This is a genomic window from Clostridium beijerinckii (assembly GCA_003129525.1).
Lineage (GTDB): Bacteria > Bacillota > Clostridia > Clostridiales > Clostridiaceae > Clostridium > Clostridium beijerinckii_D.
On sequence record CP029329.1, the window covers coordinates 2,311,712 to 2,330,006 of the forward strand.

Here is an 18,295-nt window from a genome sequence, read left to right on the forward strand (position 1 = left end):
TAAATTATAAATAAAAATTATGTTTAAGAATATAAAAAGTGGATATAAATTAGATAATTCCTTCTTTTAATGAATTTAAAGAAGGAATTTTTCTTAGAATTAATTATTGACTATACTTTACAAGTAATTTATAATAAAGACAGAACGTAAGTTCGATGGGAGGAATTTAATATTATGGGACATATAGATGCAGAGAAATTAAAAGCAATTGAAAGTGCAATGGGTCATATAGAAAAACAATTTGGAAAAGGATCGGTAATGATACTTGGAGATCACAACATTGCAAAAATGGAGGCCATATCAACTGGGTGTTTAGATTTAGATATAGCACTTGGAATTGGCGGAGTACCTAAGGGTAGAATTATTGAAATTTATGGACCAGAAAGTTCAGGAAAAACTACAATTGCCCTTCATATAGCTGCTGAAGCACAAAAAAAAGGTGGGGCTGTAGGATATATAGATGCAGAACATGCTTTAGATCCTAGTTATGCTCAAAAGCTTGGCGTTGATGTAGATAGTTTAATAATATCTCAACCTGATACAGGAGAACAAGGTCTTGAAATTGCAGAAGCTTTAGTTCGTTCAGGAGCAATTGACGTTTTAGTAGTAGATTCTGTTGCGGCACTCGTGCCTAAAGCCGAAATTGAAGGAGAAATGGGAGATTCACATATGGGTCTTCAAGCAAGACTTATGTCACAAGCCTTAAGAAAACTTGCTGGATCAATAAATAAGACTAATTGCGTTGCTATATTCATTAACCAATTAAGAGAAAAAATTGGAGTTATGTTTGGTTCTCCAGAGACAACAACTGGGGGAAGAGCATTAAAATTTTATGCATCAGTAAGAATGGATATTAGAAGAATAGATTCTATAAAACAAGGCGATGCAATGATTGGTAATAGAACAAGAATTAAGATAACAAAAAATAAAGTAGCTCCACCATTTAAACAAGCAGAGTTTGATATTATGTACAATGAAGGAATTTCTAGAAATGGTAACATAGTAGATGTTGGAGTAAAAGAAGAAATAGTTCAAAAAAGTGGAGCTTGGTTTTCTTATGGTGATATAAGATTAGGTCAAGGAAGAGAAAATTCTAAAATATATTTAAAAGAAAATCCAGAAGTAGCATTAGAAATAGAAAATAAAATAAGAGAAAAATACAATCTTCCATTAGCAGAACTAGTGAAAGAAAAGATATCAGACAAAACTAAAGATGATAAAGTTAATGAAACTAAAGATAATAAAAATGATACAGTTAAAGACGTTGCTAAAGATATAAAAAAATAGAATTTAATGACAAAAAATAAATATGATATTATTGCATTAATGTACTAGTAAATGCAATGAATAATATAGCTACATTTGTGCTGATTAGCACTATGTAGCTATATTTAGAATTAAGTATTATACAGTATAATGAGGATGCAACCATTATATGAGCAAACTTGACATAATTTTATTTTTAATATAAAATAAAAGGGAATACTGGTTTATCATATTCCAAAATGCAGTGCGAAGAGTATGACACCTACTATACTTTCTTGTTAGAATATAATGAGAAAATAATAAATTGGGAGGTGTTTATGTGGGAATAGCGTTAATGATATTAATAGATGTAATAGTTTTATTGGTATTAGGAATATTGGTTTATAAAACGATTCAAAATGCGTCAAAAACTAAAGTTGAATCGCTTGAAAAAGAAGCTGAAGAAGTTTTAATTAGAGCTAAAAAGGATGCAGAAACAGCTAAGAAAGAATCAATCCTTGAGGCAAAGGAAGAACTTCATAAATTAAGAAATGATTTTGATAAGGAATCTCGTGAAAGAAGAAGTGAGATTCAAAGGCTTGAAAGAAGAGTAATCCAAAGAGAAGAATCGCTTGATAAAAAAGGTGAACTTCTTGAAAAGAAAGACGAAACAATCAATGAAAGAATGCTTGAAGTAGAACAAGTAGAAGCAAAGGTACAGAAACTTTATGAGAATAGAAGAGCGGAACTTGAAAGAGTATCAGCCCTTTCTGGTGAAGAAGCTCGTGCAATTCTTTTAGATGAAATTAGAAAAGAAATTACACATGATGCTGCTTTAATGATAAAAGATATTGAAAGTAAGGCAAAAGAAGAAGCAGACAAGAGATCAAGGGAAATAATTACAACTGCGATCCAAAGATGTGCTGCTGATCATGTGTCTGAAACAACTGTACACGTTGTTGCACTACCGAATGATGAGATGAAGGGTAGAATAATAGGTAGAGAAGGAAGAAACATTAGAACCTTAGAAACATTAACGGGGGTTGATTTAATTATAGATGATACTCCAGAAGCAGTTATTCTTTCTAGCTTCGATCCGATTAGAAGAGAAGTTGCAAGAATGGCACTAGAAAAGTTAATAGTGGATGGCAGAATACATCCAGCAAGAATCGAAGAGATGGTTGAAAGAGCAACTAAGGACGTAGAGAATAGTATAAAAGAAGAAGGGGAACAAGCAGCCCTTGAAACTAGTGTACATGGACTACACCCAGAAATTATAAGACTTCTTGGTAGATTAAAGTATAGAACAAGTTATGGTCAAAATGTTTTAAAACATTCCATAGAAGTTTCATACTTAGCTGGTTTAATGGCTTCAGAGCTAGGTTTAGATGTTACTCTAGCTAAAAGGGCAGGATTGCTACATGATATTGGAAAAGCAGTTGATCAAGAACAAGAGGGGCCTCATGCTTTAATTGGTGGAGATCTAGCTAAAAAGTATCATGAATCACCATTAGTGATAAATGCAATAGCCGCGCATCATTCAGATGTAGAAATGCAATCTTTAGAAGCCGTACTAGTTCAAGCAGCAGATGCAATATCAGCAGCTAGACCAGGGGCTAGAAGAGAGACATTAGAAGCATACATTAAGAGATTGGAAAAGTTAGAGGAAATTGCAAATTCACATGAAGGTGTAGAAAAGTCATATGCCATTCAAGCTGGTAGAGAGATTAGAATTATTGTTAAACCAGATAAGATTGATGATGCTGGGACAATTGAATTAGCACATAATTTAGCTAAGAGTGTCGAGGAAGAACTTGAATATCCTGGACAAATTAAAATTAATGTGATAAGGGAAACTAGAGCAGTAGATTTTGCTAAGTAAAAGAGGAAGTATATTTTGTTTATATAATAAAATATACTTCTCTTTTTATATAAGGTGCATTCAAAAAAATAATGAGCAAGTATATGAATATATTTTACCCATTATTTTTTCACGTGGGTAAATGAAATATAATATGTAAATTTAATTTGTAACATCTATAATGTTAATAATAATCAACTAAATGAAAAAAATTACAAATTTTACGAATTATAAGAAGGATTTTTAGAAAAGTTATAGAATATATCTAATGTAAACGATTTGCATAATAAATTCTAGGAGGAATAACAAAAATGGACGTATTAAAAGTATCAACAAAATCAAATCCTAATTCTGTAGCAGGTGCACTCGCAGCAATAATAAAAGAAAAGAACATTGCAGAAATGCAAGCAGTGGGAGCAGGTGCGATAAATCAAGCTGTTAAGGCAATTGCTATAGCGAGAGGGTTTATAGCTCCCAGTGGAAAGGATATAGTTTGTGTACCGGCATTTACAGATATAATAATAGATGGAGAAGAAAGAACAGCTATAAAATTAATAGTACAACCTAGATAAATAAATTTATTTTCAAATTAATGAAGAACTAGTGATATTTAAGTTGAAATTATTTATAAAAACGATTATACTATAATAGTTAAATGCTATATTTATTTAATTTTTTGTAAAGAGGTGTATAATATGATAGCAAAAGAAGTTTCCGTAAAAAATTCATCTGGTCTTCATGCTAGACCAGCAACATTATTAGTTAAAAAGGCTTCATCATTTAAATCTGACGTTAGTATAGAATATAACGGTAAGAAAGCAAATGTTAAAAGCTTAATCGGAGTATTATCTTTAGCAGTAACTAAAGATGCTTTAATTAAAGTTGTAGCTTCAGGAGATGACGAAGCTTTAGCAGTTGAAGAAATTGTAAAATTAGTTCAAACTTTAGAAGACTAATATACAAGTAAGGTTCCATATTTTTAATATGGAACCTTTTTCTTTTGAATCAAGTAAAATTTTATTCGAATCGGGTTTAATCCCTATCTGAATCTTAGCTGAACTTATCATAAAAATATTTTAATAGTATTAGTATATCTATTTTCTGCACATTCTTAGTAAATATTTAATTTTCATCAACAATTAAATTGCATCTGAATAATAACATAACTAAATTTATAGCAGCAAAGAATATAAGAATATAGATCACTCTTTCTATTAATGGACTATTTAAAGAAATTATGTTTAATAAGTTTAGGTCGAATAATCCTATTGTTCCCCAATTTATAGATCCTATAAAAACTAGCAAAAAAGAAAGCTTATCGAAAATATTTAGTTTACACACAGTTTTTCACTCCAATCTTTTATATAAATATTAGGCATATGAAAGAAAATAACAGTCCAAAGATGAAAATCTATATTTTTAAATGTGTCTTATTATATTTATATGAATATAAGAGACAATAATAACAAAAAGTTAAACTTTAATTTGTGAATAATTTGGGAACATGAAATAAAATATCATAACATACAGCTAAATATATTGGTCTATTATTTCTTATACTGTAACTTTAAAAGAAAAATGAAATATAGATTATCATAAAATAAAATTTTAATAGGCAAAAATGAAAAAAATATGATATAATACGAATATTGAAACAAAAAGCTTAAAATATATTCGTGTGGAGGTTTTTTAATGAGAAATTTATACAGCACACCTTTAAATTCAAGGTATGCATCTAAAGAAATGAGTTTCATTTTTTCAGATGACATGAAATTTACAACATGGAGAAAATTATGGGTAGCTCTTGCAGAGGGTGAAAAAGAATTAGGATTAAATATAACAGATGAGCAAATAAAAGAACTTAAAGAACATATAAATGATATAAACTATGAAGAAGCAGCAAAACGAGAAAAAGAAGTGAGACATGATGTAATGAGTCATGTATATGCATATGGTCTTCAATGTCCATCTGCTAAGGGAATTATTCATCTAGGTGCTACATCGTGCTATGTTGGAGATAACACTGATGTTATAATAATGAGAGATGCTTTAAATTTGATAAAGAATAAAATTGTTACTGTTTTAAATCATTTGAAAAACTTTGCATTAGAATATAAAGATATGCCAACACTTGGTTTTACGCATTTTCAACCAGCTCAATTAACTACAGTAGGTAAAAGAGCTACATTATGGATGCAAGATTTAGTAATGGATATTGAAAATATAGATTTTGTAATATCAAAATTAAAGCTTCTAGGTGTTAAAGGAACTACTGGAACACAAGCAAGTTTTATGGAACTTTTTGATGGTGATGAAAGTAAAGTTAAGATATTAGATAAAATGGTAGCAGAGAAAATGGGATTTGATAAAAGCTTTGGAGTTACAGGTCAAACTTATCCAAGAAAGCTTGATTCAATAGTTTTAAATACTTTATCAGAAATTGCTCAAAGTGCTTACAAATTCAGTAATGATTTAAGATTACTTCAAAGTATGAAGGAAATGGAAGAACCATTTGAAAAGAATCAAATAGGATCATCAGCTATGGCATATAAGAGAAATCCTATGAGAAGTGAAAGAATAAGTGCATTAGCTAGATATGTAATAGTAGATTCATTAAATCCAGCAATAACTGCAGGAACTCAATGGTTTGAAAGAACTTTAGATGATTCAGCTAATAAGAGATTATCTGTTGCTGAAGGATTCTTAGCATTAGATGGAGTATTAAATCTGTACATAAATATTTCTGAAAACATGGTAGTATACGAGAAGGTAATAGCTTCTCATGTATTAAATGAGTTACCATTTATGGCTACTGAAAATATAATGATGGAAGCTGTAAAAAGAGGTAAGGATAGACAAGAGTTACATGAAAATATTAGAGTTCACTCAATGGCAGCAGCTCAAAGAGTAAAGGGTGAAGGTTTAGATAACGACTTAATAGATAGAATCATAAATGATGGTTCATTTGGTCTTACTAAGGAAGAAATCTTAGGTATTATTGATCCTACTAAGTTTGTTGGAAGATCACCAAGCCAAGTTACAGAATTTATTGATGAATATGTGGATCCAATTATAAATGATAATAAAGATGCATTAAAAATTAAGAGTGAGATAACTGTTTAATATTTTAATGAGTTTGCTAATATATCTAAAAGAATAACATTTTGATTCAATAATATAGATACTCAAACTTAAAATTTCAATTATACTGTTAAATACATACAAAATAGAAATAAAGGGTACTCTTTTGCGAAGTGTTGCATGAGAGTACCCTTTATTTTGACATGCCATATTAGTTTATTTTTAATGCTCTAAGCGTTGGGTACCTATTTGGGAAGATTTCACTAAGTGGATAATTTAATTTATTATAACTATGACAACAATAAAGATAATCATTATTTGGAAGTTCGTAAGTAATAAATCCATTATGAAAAAATCTTCCGATTTGAGGCGTATAAAATTGAATTAAGCATCCTTTAGATAATGAAGTTTCATTAGGGAGTTTAGTGGCTAATTTGTTTGTTGTTAGGTATAAATAAATATCTTCAACTCTAATCCAAGAGTTAGTATAGGGGCTCCAAGCTTTAGTTTGCTTAACTCCACCTGCATAAAGGATTTGAGAAATAAAATTTGTACAGTCACCGCCAATATCTTCAAAAGATTTATAATTAGGATTTGGGTTTAATGCAAAAGTTTCTGCATAATTACAAGCCTCTGAGATATTAAAGTTTGACTCTTTACGTTGACTACTATTATTAGCGGAAAAGAAACTAGAGGTCATAAAAACTTCATAAAATAAGTCGATTGAAGAAAGTTTATTCGTGCTTAAACTTTGTTTTTTAGAAAAAATCAAATTGTCTATATGAGATAAGTCAGTTTTTAATGCATAGTTATATAAAAGTGGATTTTCTTCATTTTCAATTAAATACTGAAATTTAAATTTGTTGTGTAAGTATTCCAAAATTACAATATATTCTTGGATGCTAGTAGAACATATGTTATTTGGAGAATTTTCTACTATAAAATAAATCTTTAAATTAATTTTTAGTTTAATAAAATTAGAGTTTTGATCTAATATCTCATAGATATAGTCAAATTGAAAGTTTTTAAATGAAGAATTCAGTTTTTTTCTCCATTTAAAATTAAATAGTTTCTTTAAATATATTTCTTCAAGTATAGGATAATCCAAATCACAAATTTCATTTGAAAATAAATTTAGGTTTTCGTAGGGAGTAGATATGAGAAGACATAAATTATATAAACTTTTTGATAGCATATATATATTTCCTATTATAAATTAATCATTAATATATGTTTATTAATAACATTATAAAAATATATCAAAACAAGAATATAAAATATATGATAAAAAACATAATATTAGTCGAATTTAAGGATAATAAAAAAACAAGAATCATAAAAATTAATAAGTAGATATATTTGTAAATAATATGATATAATATAACGTGACTGAATTCATAAAGACAATATGTAATATTTTTCATACATAAATATGATTAATTTAGAGCAAAAAATATAAGTTTGGTTAATATAATTGTGAATAGTAATTATTATGTATAAAATCAAATTTGTTAAAGATTTTTATAAAGGAGCTATGTAAGAAATGCAAGAATCATCTAACGTAATAGCTGGCAAATATGAAGAAATAATTGAAAAGATAAAGAATTTTTCGAGTGAATATCTTAATGAAGAATATAAGAATATTTGTGTTATGGCTGCAGAGACATTATTTTTAAATAATGAAGAACAATTTAAAAAGGGAAAAAGCTTTTCATGGGCAGCAGGAATAGTGCATGCTATAGGAACTATAAATAATTTGTTTGATTCAAAGGAAGAACCATATATTAAAGCGACTGATTTATATAAGGCGTTTGGTGTTAGTAGTAGTACGGGCTCTAGTAAATCAAAAGAAATAAAAAGTTTATTGGATTTATCAAAAGAAAACAAACAATGGATAATAGGTGAAGGTAAAAATAACGAATCTTCAAAGAAACATACGCTAGACGAAAAAGAAGAAGCAGCAGTAACAGTTGAAGATATGGTAAAAGAAAAGAAAGAACCTTTTAAATTTGTAGTTAATAAAAATTTTATAGTAGCACAAAGAATTATAGATTATGCATGGAAACAAAAAAATTATAAGAATAAAGCAAAATATGCAAATGAAGCATTAGGAATATATGAAGATTGTGCAGATGCGTATATTATTTTATCAAGAGATTCAAGCTTAAATAATATTGAAAAGAAGGCTCTTTTAGAAAAGGCAGTCAAGGCAGCACAAAATCTATTAAGAATAGATAATTTAGAAAATGCAGAGCCAGAACTATTTAAATTAAAAATAGCAAAACCTCTTTTTGGTGCTAAATACTGTTTAGCAATTCATTTGTGGAAAAATGGAGAAAAAGACGTAGCAATAGAAAATGCTTTTGAGATTTTAAAATATAATGAGCATGATAATCTAATGATTAGAAATTTATTAGTAAATTGGCTTTTAATTGAAGAAAAATATGAACAATTAAAGGATTTGTTAGAAAAGTATGAAAAAGATAATTTAGCAGCTATAAACTATAGTAGAGTTGCATTGTTATATAAAACTAATAAAATTAAAGAAGCAGAAAATGCATTAAGAAGAGCATATAAGAGAAATCCATTCGTAGTGCCTTATATACTAAAGCAAAAGAGGGTTCCAAGTACATTGCCACATATGTTCAAACTTGGTAGTGAAGAAGAAGCTATAAAATATTTTAGCTTGGGATTTGAAGTTTGGAATGATCCTAAAATCATTCAATGGATTAAAGAAAAGAAAAATGATTTTGATATAATAAATTTTAAATAAAACTTTACACTAATATAATTATGTGATAATATGATGTTAAATTTAATAAAGTGTCTTCAGGGTTGGGTGAAATTCCCTATCGGCGGTAAAGCCCGCAAGCTTAAATAGCAGATTCGGTTAAATTCCGAAGCCGACAGTATAGTCTGGATGAAAGAAGATAGTAATTAATATAAATTATATTTAAAATTAAAATTTTAAATTATTCTATTAATTTGTATTTGTGCCCTGGATTTTAAAAAAATTCAGGGCTTTTTGATTTTAAAAAATAATAAATTAAAGTATATAGTTAAAAGATTATATAAAGCAAACAAAAATTTATTTATTTTTATATGATAATAAACAGTAAAACAAATTATTTTGAAATTTTAATTGTAAATAAAATTAATGATTACGGTTACAAAAAAGACTCTGAAGATTTTCAAACTTCAGAGTCTTTTTGAATTTAGAAATTTATAATGGGCAAAATATATATATAGGGAGATGATAATTCTTGGATGAGAAATATATGGATAAAGCCTTAGAATTAGCTAAGAAGGGAATAGGAAAAGTAAATCCTAATCCATTAGTGGGAGCTGTTATAGTTAAGGACGGTGAAATAATAGGAGAAGGGTACCATGAATGTTATGGAAAAGCACATGCGGAGAGAAATGCAGTAAAAAATGCAATTAAATCAGTAGAAGGAAGTACAATTTATGTTACTTTAGAACCTTGTGCTCATTATGGGAAAACACCTCCATGCGTAGATTTAATAATTGAAAAGAAATTCAAAAAAGTTGTAATAGGGATGTTAGATCCCAATGAAAAAGTTGCAGGAAAAAGTATTGAGAAATTAAAAAAACATGGGATTGAAGTTGTGATTGGTGTTAAAGAAGAAGAATGTAAAAAGATGAATGAGATATTTATAAAATATATTACATCAAAAATCCCATTTGTAATTTTAAAAAGTGGCATGTCTCTTGACGGGAAAATAGCAACCTATAGTGGAGAATCTAAATGGATTACGTCTAAAGAATCTAGAGAGGACTCACAAAATTTAAGAAATAGATTGAATTCAATTATGGTAGGAGTAAATACAGTTATTGCTGATGACCCAGAGCTTACATGCAGAATTAATAATGATAAAAATTTAATAAGAATTGTTGTAGATACTAATCTTAGAATTCCTTTAGATTCAAAGGTTGTTAAAAACAATGATAAACAAACTATTGTTGCAACTACATTAAGCTCAGATGGAAAAAAGAAAAAAGCTTTAAGAGATTTAGGCATTAAAGTTATAGAAGTCTCTGAAAAAGATGACAGAGTAAATTTAAAGGAACTTGTAAAGAAGATTGGTCAAGAGGGTATAGATTCAATACTTATTGAGGGTGGTGGAACATTAAACTTTTCTGCATTAGAAGAAAATATAGTAGATAAAGTGATTTTTTATATAGCTCCTAAAATATTAGGTGGAGAAGACAGTAAAAGTAGTATAGCAGGAAGAGGATTTTCAACATTAGATCAGTCAGTTAACTTGAAGAATATTAGTTATAGAAAAATAGGTGATGATTTAGTAGTAGAAGGATATATAGAATGATTTTAGATAAAACAATAGATTAAAATATAAAAAATAATTTTTTGAAGAAGGAGAAAAAATGTTTACTGGAATTATTGAAGAAGTTGGAATATTGGAAGAACTTAGTACAGGTAACAGTTTTGGAGTAATGAAAATCAAATGTAGTAAAGTTTTAGAAGACACTAAAATAGGCGATAGTATAGCTACAAATGGAGTTTGTCTAACAGTTAAAGAGAAAGATTCATATTCATTTAAAGCAGAAGTAATGGGAGAAACTTTAGCTAAAAGTAATTTAGGAAGCTTGAAAGCTGGTAATAAATTAAATCTTGAAAGAGCATTAAGATTTAGTGATAGACTTGGTGGACATATTGTAAGTGGACATATAGATGGAGTTGGTACAATAGTGTCAATACAAAGAGAACAAGATGGAACCTGGTTTACCATTTCTGCATCAAATGATGTTTTAAAGTACATTATATATAAAGGTTCCATTGGAATAGATGGAGTAAGTTTAACTGTTGCTGATGTTAATGATGAAGTATTTAAAGTTTCAGTTATACCACATACTTTAGAGAATACTATTCTTGTAAATAAAAAAGTTAATTCTAAGGTTAATTTAGAGTGTGATCTAGTTGGAAAGTATATAGAAAAATTATTTGCGCCAAAAGCTGAAAAAGAAGAAGTGGAAAAAAGTCATATAAATATGGAGTTCTTAAGAGATAATGGGTTTTAAGTGAGGCATTTTAATAGTAATAAATTAGATTATATAGGTACTGATAGTATAAGAAATTTTGAATACAGTATAAATATTAAAAATTAAGGGGATAAAAAGATGAAATTTAATAGTATAGAAGATGGATTAAAGGATATTAAAGAAGGTAAAATGATAATAGTTGTTGATGATGAGGGAAGAGAAAATGAAGGGGATTTAGTAATTCCAGCAGAAATGGCTACTGGAGAAAATATTAATTTCATGATTAAGTATGCAAGAGGACTCGTTTGTGCACCAGTAGAAGAGGAAATTGCGGTAAAGCTAGGATTGAATCCAATGGTTGAAAATAATACAGATAATCATGGAACAGCATTTACAGTAGCAGTAGACCATGAAGATACAACAACAGGAATATCAGCATTTGAAAGAGCTTATACAATAAATAAGCTTGCAACTTCAACTGAAAAAACTGATTTCAGAAGACCTGGGCATATATTCCCATTAATAGCTAAGAAAAATGGAGTTTTAGAAAGAATTGGTCATACTGAAGCTGCAGTAGATTTAGCAAAGCTTGCAGGTTTTAAAGGTGCAGCAGCTATATGTGAAATAGTAAAAGATGATGGAACTATGGCAAGACGTGATGATCTAATAAAATTTGCTAAAGAGCATAATTTAAAGATTTTAACTATTGAAGAATTAATCAAGTATAGGAAAGAAACGCATTTAAGTGTAACTAAAGAAGCTGAAACTAAATTACCAACTAAGTATGGAGATTTTAAAGTATTAGCTTTTAATGAGAAAAATACATCAAAATGCCATTTAGCTTTAGTTAAAGGAGATATCACAACCAATGAACCTATGCTTATAAGAGTTCATTCTGAATGTTTAACAGGAGATGCTTTAGGATCTAGAAAATGTGATTGCGGTGAACAATATGCATCAGCAATGGAAATGATAGAAAAAGAAGGTCGTGGAATACTACTATATATGAGACAAGAAGGACGAGGAATAGGTCTTTTAAATAAATTGAAAGCATATGAACTTCAAGACTCAGGATTGGATACAGTAGATGCAAATTTAGCACTAGGATTTAAAGAAGACATGAGAGATTATAAAGTAAGTGCAGATATTCTTAAAGTTTTAGGAATAAATAATATAAGATTAATTACAAATAATCCAGCAAAAATAGAGGGACTTGAAAAACATAATATTGAAGTAGTTGAAAGAGTTCCAATACAAATGCCAATAAACAAAAGTGATGAATTTTATTTAAAAACTAAAAAACAAAGAATGAATCATTTGTTAAATATAGATAACTAAAACTGAAAATTTACTTATATTTAGGTACTGAAGTATTAATTAGCAATGCTCAACTATCAATTTCTTAACATTAAGCATTTACAATTAGTAATCTATAATTACCAATAAAATTTAAAATGTAAGTACAACTTAGAAGTTATTTATCTATTAATTAAAATAATTAAAATAATGGAGGAAAAAGTAATGAATATATTTGAAGGAAATTTAATATCAGAAGGATTGAAATTTGGAATAGTAATAGGAAGATTTAATGAATTTATAGGTGGAAAGCTTTTAGATGGTGCATTAGATGGATTAAAAAGACATGGTGTCAAGGAAGAAGATATTGATATTGCATGGGTGCCAGGTGCATTTGAAATCCCATTAATAGCTAAAAAAATGGCGAAAAGCTCTAAGTATGATGGAGTAATATGTTTAGGTGCAGTAATAAAAGGCTCTACTTTACATTATGATTTAGTTTGTTCAGAAGTATCAAAGGGAATTGCAAATGTTTCACTTGAAAGTGAAAAACCAGTAATATTTGGTGTACTTACAACAAATACCATAGAGCAAGCAATTGAAAGAGCAGGAACTAAAGCTGGGAATAAAGGATATGAATGCGCAGTTTCAGCTATTGAGATGGCTAATTTAATAAATACAATAAAATAGTAAGTCAAAGTTATCAATAAATAGTGTTGATGCATAACCTATGAATATTATGAGCTGCTACAGAACTAATTAATTTAGTTTTTTAGCAGTTCATTTTTATAAAAATATAAAATCATTTTAGGGTGTAGTTTAAGAATAATATTTTTTAATATTGCTACAAAAATTTGTTTATAGGAATATATTTATAACAGTTAAATTAGTTGATTATTTATTTTAACAGATCTAATATTTCGTCCTCTGTAATTGAAGAATCGCAACGAACCTCTATTTCTCTATTTTTGCTAACAATAAATCCAGGTACAGTTACAATATTATATTTTTCTCTAAATGAGTTAATTAAATTATCTGAAAAATTAGAACTATCGACATAGTAAATAGTTGTATTAATTTTATTAGTCAAGCCACTTAATTTTTTAGCAAATTTACGGCAGAATGGGCATGTTGCACGACCAATATAAACAACAGCTAAGTCTTTATTAGATAATAATTCGTCTGCTTGTGTAGAAATCACTTTTTCAAATAACTTTACATCTTCTTCATAGCTATCTTTTTCAAACATTTGTATCCTCCTAGTTTTTTATAATATTATATCAAAGCTAAATTATTAAATCAATTTAGTTAGCTTTTCTAGTAGTTAGATTGAGGAATTAGAGAAGCTATGGATGTGTTATACAAAATTAGAGGAGATAAAGAATCTATAATGCTTGCAGAAATGAGAAAAAAAGTAATTATGGATGAGCTGAGCAGGTTGAATGAAGCTAGAAAAGAAGGCATAGAAAAAAATTAAAATATGGCTAGTGACAACTTGAATTTACTTATTGAAAATATTCTATTCTTTACAGTCATTCATACAATACTATCCTTTTAGATAGTATCTCACTAAAAAGTGCATACTTGTTATTTGATTGACATTAGAATATCATGGAGATAATCAAAATTTAAGGAGGATAATTTAGAATGAAAAAGGAAATCGAATTATTTGATTATGCAGGAGATATTATGAAGGCACTAAAAAAAGGTGTCTTATTGACTACAAAGGTAGATGACAAAGTAAATTCTATGACAATTAGCTGGGGAATGCTCGGAATTGAATGGGCAAAACCAATTTTTACAGTTTTCGTTAGAGAACATCGTTTTACACAAGAGCAAATTGAGAAAAGCAGAGAATTTACAATTAATATTCCATATGGTGAGTATGATAAAAAAATATTGGGAGTTTGTGGTTCAAAATCCGGTCGTGACATAGATAAAGTCAAAGAACTTGGGTTGACACTGGAAAAGCCTAATATTGTTTCTGCCCCTGCTATTAAGGAATTTCCTTTAACGCTTGAGTGCAGAGTTATATACAAGCAAAAACAGGATGAAAAAGAAATGACTCAGGAAAACAAGGATGAATTCCATCCACAGGATGTTGATGGTTCATTCCCAATTGCAAACAGGGATTATCATACTGCTTATTATGGTGAAATTGTTAGTGCATATATCATTGAGTAAATATCTAAAAGTTACTTTAGTTCATATGCAAGGGTGTGAGCAACTTTATGAAATTGTACCCAACAGAGAATATAAGTTTTTCTGTTGGGTACAATTTTATCACTTGAATTATATTAACGCTATACGTAGATTCGATTACGCTTACGAAGGATGTAATAACTTTTTTCATTTCTCTTAAATGTTAATTAATTCAGTCCCCTCTATAAAGTCTTAGCGTAAGACATCTAAGACTTCCACCACCAGCAAGGAGGGCATCATCTGGATGAAACTTTATAATTTTTACATTGCGATCATAAAGCATTTTTTGAGTTTTTGTGCTTAATGAAAAGTCATAATGAATAATTACATTAGGTTCAAGAGGAACGAAGGAGGTTCCCCAATACAATTGTTCACGATTTGTAATGTTGATTATTTCTATACCGTTATTAGCCATGTAAGTTTTAAAATCTATCTGAATTTTGGTATCTTTTGTAATAAGAAAAGTTTTTAGAAAAGCAGGAAGGTACGCTAGAGCTAAGGTGTCGCTAATACGATTATAAATCATATCGGGATGCATATACCTTCGGAGCTTAGGAATTTTTACATAAATTACTTTCTTAAAAATCTCTAAAAACTTTGGAATACCTTTCATAATAGAAGCTTCAGTATGCCTTTCGGTGTTTGCTATTAAAAGAGTGTCTGGAGATAACATTAAGCATCCTTCAAAATTATCACTTGCATTAAATTCATGGAATATAGGGATTCCAAGATTTGTTAGAGCCTCCTTCAGAACAATATCTTCATGTTCTCTTCCCCCATGGCACATCTTAGATAAAATAGCTCCATTTGTATTAACAACTCCAACATCGTGTAGGTATGTTAGATTAGGGTGTTTATTCATTAAATCTATATTTTCACTTACAAGACTACTTAACTCAAAAACCTCTATTCCAAGAGATTTTAAAAATTGTGAGTATCTTATATGTTCATTTATGAACTTGTTATAATTAGGTGCTTTATTAAATAGATAATACTTATAGTTATTTTTGTTTATTATATTAAGAGACGCTTTAGGAGTATGAAGCATAACACTTTTCAATTTGCCAAGCTTTTCAGTACCATATTGCTCTATAAAGAGATTTGTTTTCACTTCAGTTAAATGTTTATCCATATATTATTACAGCTCCTCATCTTTTTTATATCATTTAGTTTATGCAGATTTACTTTATTTATAATGTATATATACTGTAAGAAAGACTCACCATAATAACGAAGCAATTAAATTTTAAATTATAATCATAATATTTTAAATTATGATTATAATAAAGATACTAAAAACAAAAATAGAAATTAGGTGTTAAAGATGAAAAAGACATTGTATGATTATAGGGATAAAATCAAGAGATTACCCATAAAAGATAAATATAATAAAGATGACATTTTAATAAATGATTTTCTAATAGAAAAAGAGAAAGACATAGAAATATATTATTCACCTCATAATGAGTATATAAATTCAAAGGCAAGGGTATTTATAGTTGGAATAACTCCTGGCTTTCAGCAAATGAGCACTGCTATTTCTACGGCAAGAAGAGAATTGGAAAATTCTAATGATATTGAAGAAATTCAATATCAATGTAAGAAAGAAGCACGTTTTAGTGGTAGTCTTAGAAATAATCTAATTAATATGCTAGATGAAATAGAAATTAATAAATATTTAAATATAAATACCTGTAGTGAGTTATTTAAAGAAAAGGATTATTTATTACATACTGTTTCACTAATACCATATTCTGTTTTTGTAAAAGGCAAAAACTATTCGGGCCACACTCCCAAGCTTATGAAAAGTGAATTTCTAATGAAATATATTAATGAAAACTTCGTTAATGAATTAAAAAGTTTGGATAATGAAGACAATATTCTTATAATACCTTTAGGAAGATCAGTAGAAGAAGTTTTATATAAGCTATGTGAAAATAATATCATAAATGAAAATCAAATTCTAAAAGGATTTCCACATCCATCTGGAGCCAATGTAAATAGATTAATTCAATTAAAAGAAAATAAAGAAAAGATGATTGAAATAATAAAAGATAATTTTAAATAAGATGTGTAAAAGAATTATATGCTCAATATAATTTCTATTTATGATAAAATTAAATTAATAGGATGAAGAAAGGTAGGATTATGATGAAAATAAGAACCGTATCAATTATTGGATTAGGTGCATTAGGAATTTTATTTGGAAATCACTTATCTAAAAGAATGCCAAAGGCAGATTTAAGAATAATTGCTGATAGAGATAGAATAAAGAAATATGAGAGCAATCATATTTATTGTAATGGACAAACTTGTGAATTTAATTATATGACACCAGAAGAATTATTTGAACCTGCTGATTTAATCATTTTTGCAGTTAAATATGATGGTTTAAACGATGCTATCCAAGCTGTTAAAAATCAAGTGGGAGAACAGACAATTATTTTATCTGCTTTAAATGGAATTACTAGTGAGGCTGTTATTGGAGAGACTTATGGCATGGATAAAATTTTACATTGCGTTGCACAGGGAATGGATGCAGTAAAGATAGGAAACAAGCTAACTTATGAACATATGGGAATGCTATGTTTTGGAGAAGGGCAACCAGAAGTTATATCTCCAAAAGTAAAGAAGGTGACAGAGTTTTTTGAAGATATGGAATTTCCATACGAGGCTGTTACTGATATGAATAAGAGGCTATGGGGTAAATTTATGCTAAATGTTGGTGTAAATCAAACAGTAGCTGTATATGAAAGTAATTATGGTGAGATTCAAAAAGAAGGACAAGCAAGAGATACAATGATTTCAGCCATGAGAGAGGTTATGGTACTGTCAGAGATTAAAGGTATAAATTTAAATGAAGATGATTTAAACTATTGGTTACAGGTATTAAGCACTTTAAGTCCAACTGGAAAGCCATCAATGGGTCAAGATTTAGAAGCAAAGCGTTATAGCGAGGTTGAGTTGTTCTCAGGTACGGTAATTAAAATGGGGAAAAAGTATTGTATTCCAACACCTGTAAATCAGCAGCTGTATGATAAAATTAAATTTATAGAAAGCCAATATTAAAAGTATTAATATAAATTATTCAAGGAGATATTAATTATAGAATTGCTGAGAATATAAAACAGTCATAAGGTTTTTGTAAAAAACATGAATTTATCAGCTTTGAAGGTATGATTATGATGAGAAAATAAATTTCAAGATAATTTAGGTGGAGTATAATACTCCACCTAAAAGGGGTCACCAAAGTTTTGATTGGTATTATTTATAATCAAAGCTAGAACATTGTGTCTCAGAGTATATTTGAACTCCGGATCCTGAAACATTTATAGAGTTCAAATCGCAAAGTTTATTATAGTTATGAGCGCAGCTTTTAACGTTGCAAGTAAGAGAATCACATTGTCCCTTAGAATTTGTATTATCAGTTAAATCACTATATAAAGATTTATTTAAAAATGAGCCACAACAAGTTCCCCGTTCACTACTTGCAGAGATACCTCCAATATCAACTCTGTTTGAATAACAAATACCAGTTTCATTATGTGAGCAATTAGTCACATCACAATTAATTCTTTGCATTAAAAAACA

General features: G+C 28.6%; 18 protein-coding genes and 1 riboswitch. Of the genes, 13 read left to right on the forward strand and 5 right to left on the reverse strand.

The genetic code is table 11. The features are described from left to right. Window positions 1-174 precede the first annotated feature (174 nt). The 4 genes from recA to DIC82_10265 all read left to right on the forward strand — a co-directional run bounded on the left by recA (window position 175) and on the right by DIC82_10265 (window position 4,062). A complete protein-coding gene (gene recA / locus DIC82_10250; GenBank protein ID AWK51385.1) occupies window positions 175-1,287 on the forward strand; it encodes a recombinase RecA in 1,113 nt (370 codons plus the stop codon). 298 nt (window positions 1,288-1,585) lie between these two features. Beyond that, entirely contained in the window at window positions 1,586-3,127 is a 1,542-nt protein-coding gene (rny, locus tag DIC82_10255; GenBank protein ID AWK51386.1) for a ribonuclease Y, read from the forward strand. Between the two features lie 290 nt (window positions 3,128-3,417). Next, window positions 3,418-3,678: a stage V sporulation protein S gene (locus DIC82_10260; GenBank protein AWK51387.1), complete on the forward strand. Its 261-nt coding sequence runs from the start codon at window positions 3,418-3,420 to the stop codon at window positions 3,676-3,678. A 123-nt stretch (window positions 3,679-3,801) separates the two neighbouring features. Beyond that, a complete protein-coding gene (locus DIC82_10265; GenBank protein AWK51388.1) occupies window positions 3,802-4,062 on the forward strand; it encodes an HPr family phosphocarrier protein in 261 nt (86 codons plus the stop codon). Between the two features lie 166 nt (window positions 4,063-4,228). Here the strand turns inward: DIC82_10265 and DIC82_10270 are convergent, their stop codons facing one another. Beyond that, a complete protein-coding gene (locus tag DIC82_10270) occupies window positions 4,229-4,447 on the reverse strand; it encodes a DUF378 domain-containing protein (protein AWK51389.1) in 219 nt (72 codons plus the stop codon). A gap of 351 nt (window positions 4,448-4,798) precedes the next feature. On the opposite strand from DIC82_10270, the gene DIC82_10275 reads away from it, so the two are divergent. Further along, window positions 4,799-6,229, forward strand: coding sequence for an adenylosuccinate lyase (locus tag DIC82_10275; protein AWK51390.1), 1,431 nt, complete (start codon window positions 4,799-4,801; stop codon window positions 6,227-6,229). Window positions 6,230-6,398: 169 nt separating this feature from the next. Here DIC82_10275 and DIC82_10280 read toward each other — a convergent pair whose 3' ends face one another. Beyond that, the gene (locus DIC82_10280; protein AWK51391.1) at window positions 6,399-7,382 is read right to left on the reverse strand and encodes a hypothetical protein; all 984 of its coding nucleotides are present in this window, start codon (window positions 7,380-7,382) and stop codon (window positions 6,399-6,401) included. A 348-nt stretch (window positions 7,383-7,730) separates the two neighbouring features. Here DIC82_10280 and DIC82_10285 point away from each other — a divergent pair, with 348 nt between their 5' ends. From DIC82_10285 to DIC82_10305, 5 genes are all read left to right on the forward strand, one after another. After that, window positions 7,731-8,960: a hypothetical protein gene (locus tag DIC82_10285; GenBank protein AWK51392.1), complete on the forward strand. Its 1,230-nt coding sequence runs from the start codon at window positions 7,731-7,733 to the stop codon at window positions 8,958-8,960. A 48-nt stretch (window positions 8,961-9,008) separates the two neighbouring features. Continuing rightward, a riboswitch (FMN riboswitch) is annotated at window positions 9,009-9,123 on the forward strand. Window positions 9,124-9,450: 327 nt separating this feature from the next. Then, on the forward strand, window positions 9,451-10,533 hold the full coding sequence (gene ribD, locus DIC82_10290) for a bifunctional diaminohydroxyphosphoribosylaminopyrimidine deaminase/5-amino-6-(5-phosphoribosylamino)uracil reductase RibD (protein AWK51393.1): 1,083 nt from the start codon (window positions 9,451-9,453) through the stop codon (window positions 10,531-10,533). 58 nt (window positions 10,534-10,591) lie between these two features. After that, complete coding sequence (locus tag DIC82_10295; GenBank protein AWK51394.1) at window positions 10,592-11,245, forward strand: riboflavin synthase; 654 nt, start codon at window positions 10,592-10,594, stop codon at window positions 11,243-11,245. Window positions 11,246-11,344: 99 nt separating this feature from the next. Then, the gene (locus DIC82_10300) at window positions 11,345-12,544 is read left to right on the forward strand and encodes a bifunctional 3,4-dihydroxy-2-butanone-4-phosphate synthase/GTP cyclohydrolase II (GenBank protein AWK51395.1); all 1,200 of its coding nucleotides are present in this window, start codon (window positions 11,345-11,347) and stop codon (window positions 12,542-12,544) included. A gap of 183 nt (window positions 12,545-12,727) precedes the next feature. Next, the gene (locus DIC82_10305) at window positions 12,728-13,192 is read left to right on the forward strand and encodes a 6,7-dimethyl-8-ribityllumazine synthase (protein AWK51396.1); all 465 of its coding nucleotides are present in this window, start codon (window positions 12,728-12,730) and stop codon (window positions 13,190-13,192) included. 208 nt (window positions 13,193-13,400) lie between these two features. Here DIC82_10305 and DIC82_10310 read toward each other — a convergent pair whose 3' ends face one another. After that, the gene (locus DIC82_10310) at window positions 13,401-13,751 is read right to left on the reverse strand and encodes a thiol reductase thioredoxin (GenBank protein ID AWK51397.1); all 351 of its coding nucleotides are present in this window, start codon (window positions 13,749-13,751) and stop codon (window positions 13,401-13,403) included. Between the two features lie 398 nt (window positions 13,752-14,149). Here DIC82_10310 and DIC82_10315 point away from each other — a divergent pair, with 398 nt between their 5' ends. Further along, window positions 14,150-14,686: a hypothetical protein gene (locus tag DIC82_10315; GenBank protein AWK51398.1), complete on the forward strand. Its 537-nt coding sequence runs from the start codon at window positions 14,150-14,152 to the stop codon at window positions 14,684-14,686. Between the two features lie 190 nt (window positions 14,687-14,876). Here the strand turns inward: DIC82_10315 and DIC82_10320 are convergent, their stop codons facing one another. Continuing rightward, window positions 14,877-15,836: an arginine deiminase gene (locus DIC82_10320; GenBank protein ID AWK51399.1), complete on the reverse strand. Its 960-nt coding sequence runs from the start codon at window positions 15,834-15,836 to the stop codon at window positions 14,877-14,879. Window positions 15,837-16,028: 192 nt separating this feature from the next. Between DIC82_10320 and DIC82_10325 the strand changes: the two genes are divergently transcribed. Both DIC82_10325 and DIC82_10330 read left to right on the forward strand, forming a co-directional pair. Next, window positions 16,029-16,772, forward strand: coding sequence for a hypothetical protein (locus DIC82_10325; GenBank protein AWK51400.1), 744 nt, complete (start codon window positions 16,029-16,031; stop codon window positions 16,770-16,772). Window positions 16,773-16,852: 80 nt separating this feature from the next. Next, complete coding sequence (locus DIC82_10330; protein AWK51401.1) at window positions 16,853-17,773, forward strand: 2-dehydropantoate 2-reductase; 921 nt, start codon at window positions 16,853-16,855, stop codon at window positions 17,771-17,773. Between the two features lie 195 nt (window positions 17,774-17,968). Here DIC82_10330 and DIC82_10335 read toward each other — a convergent pair whose 3' ends face one another. After that, entirely contained in the window at window positions 17,969-18,286 is a 318-nt protein-coding gene (locus DIC82_10335) for a hypothetical protein (protein ID AWK51402.1), read from the reverse strand. Window positions 18,287-18,295: the final 9 nt, after the last annotated feature.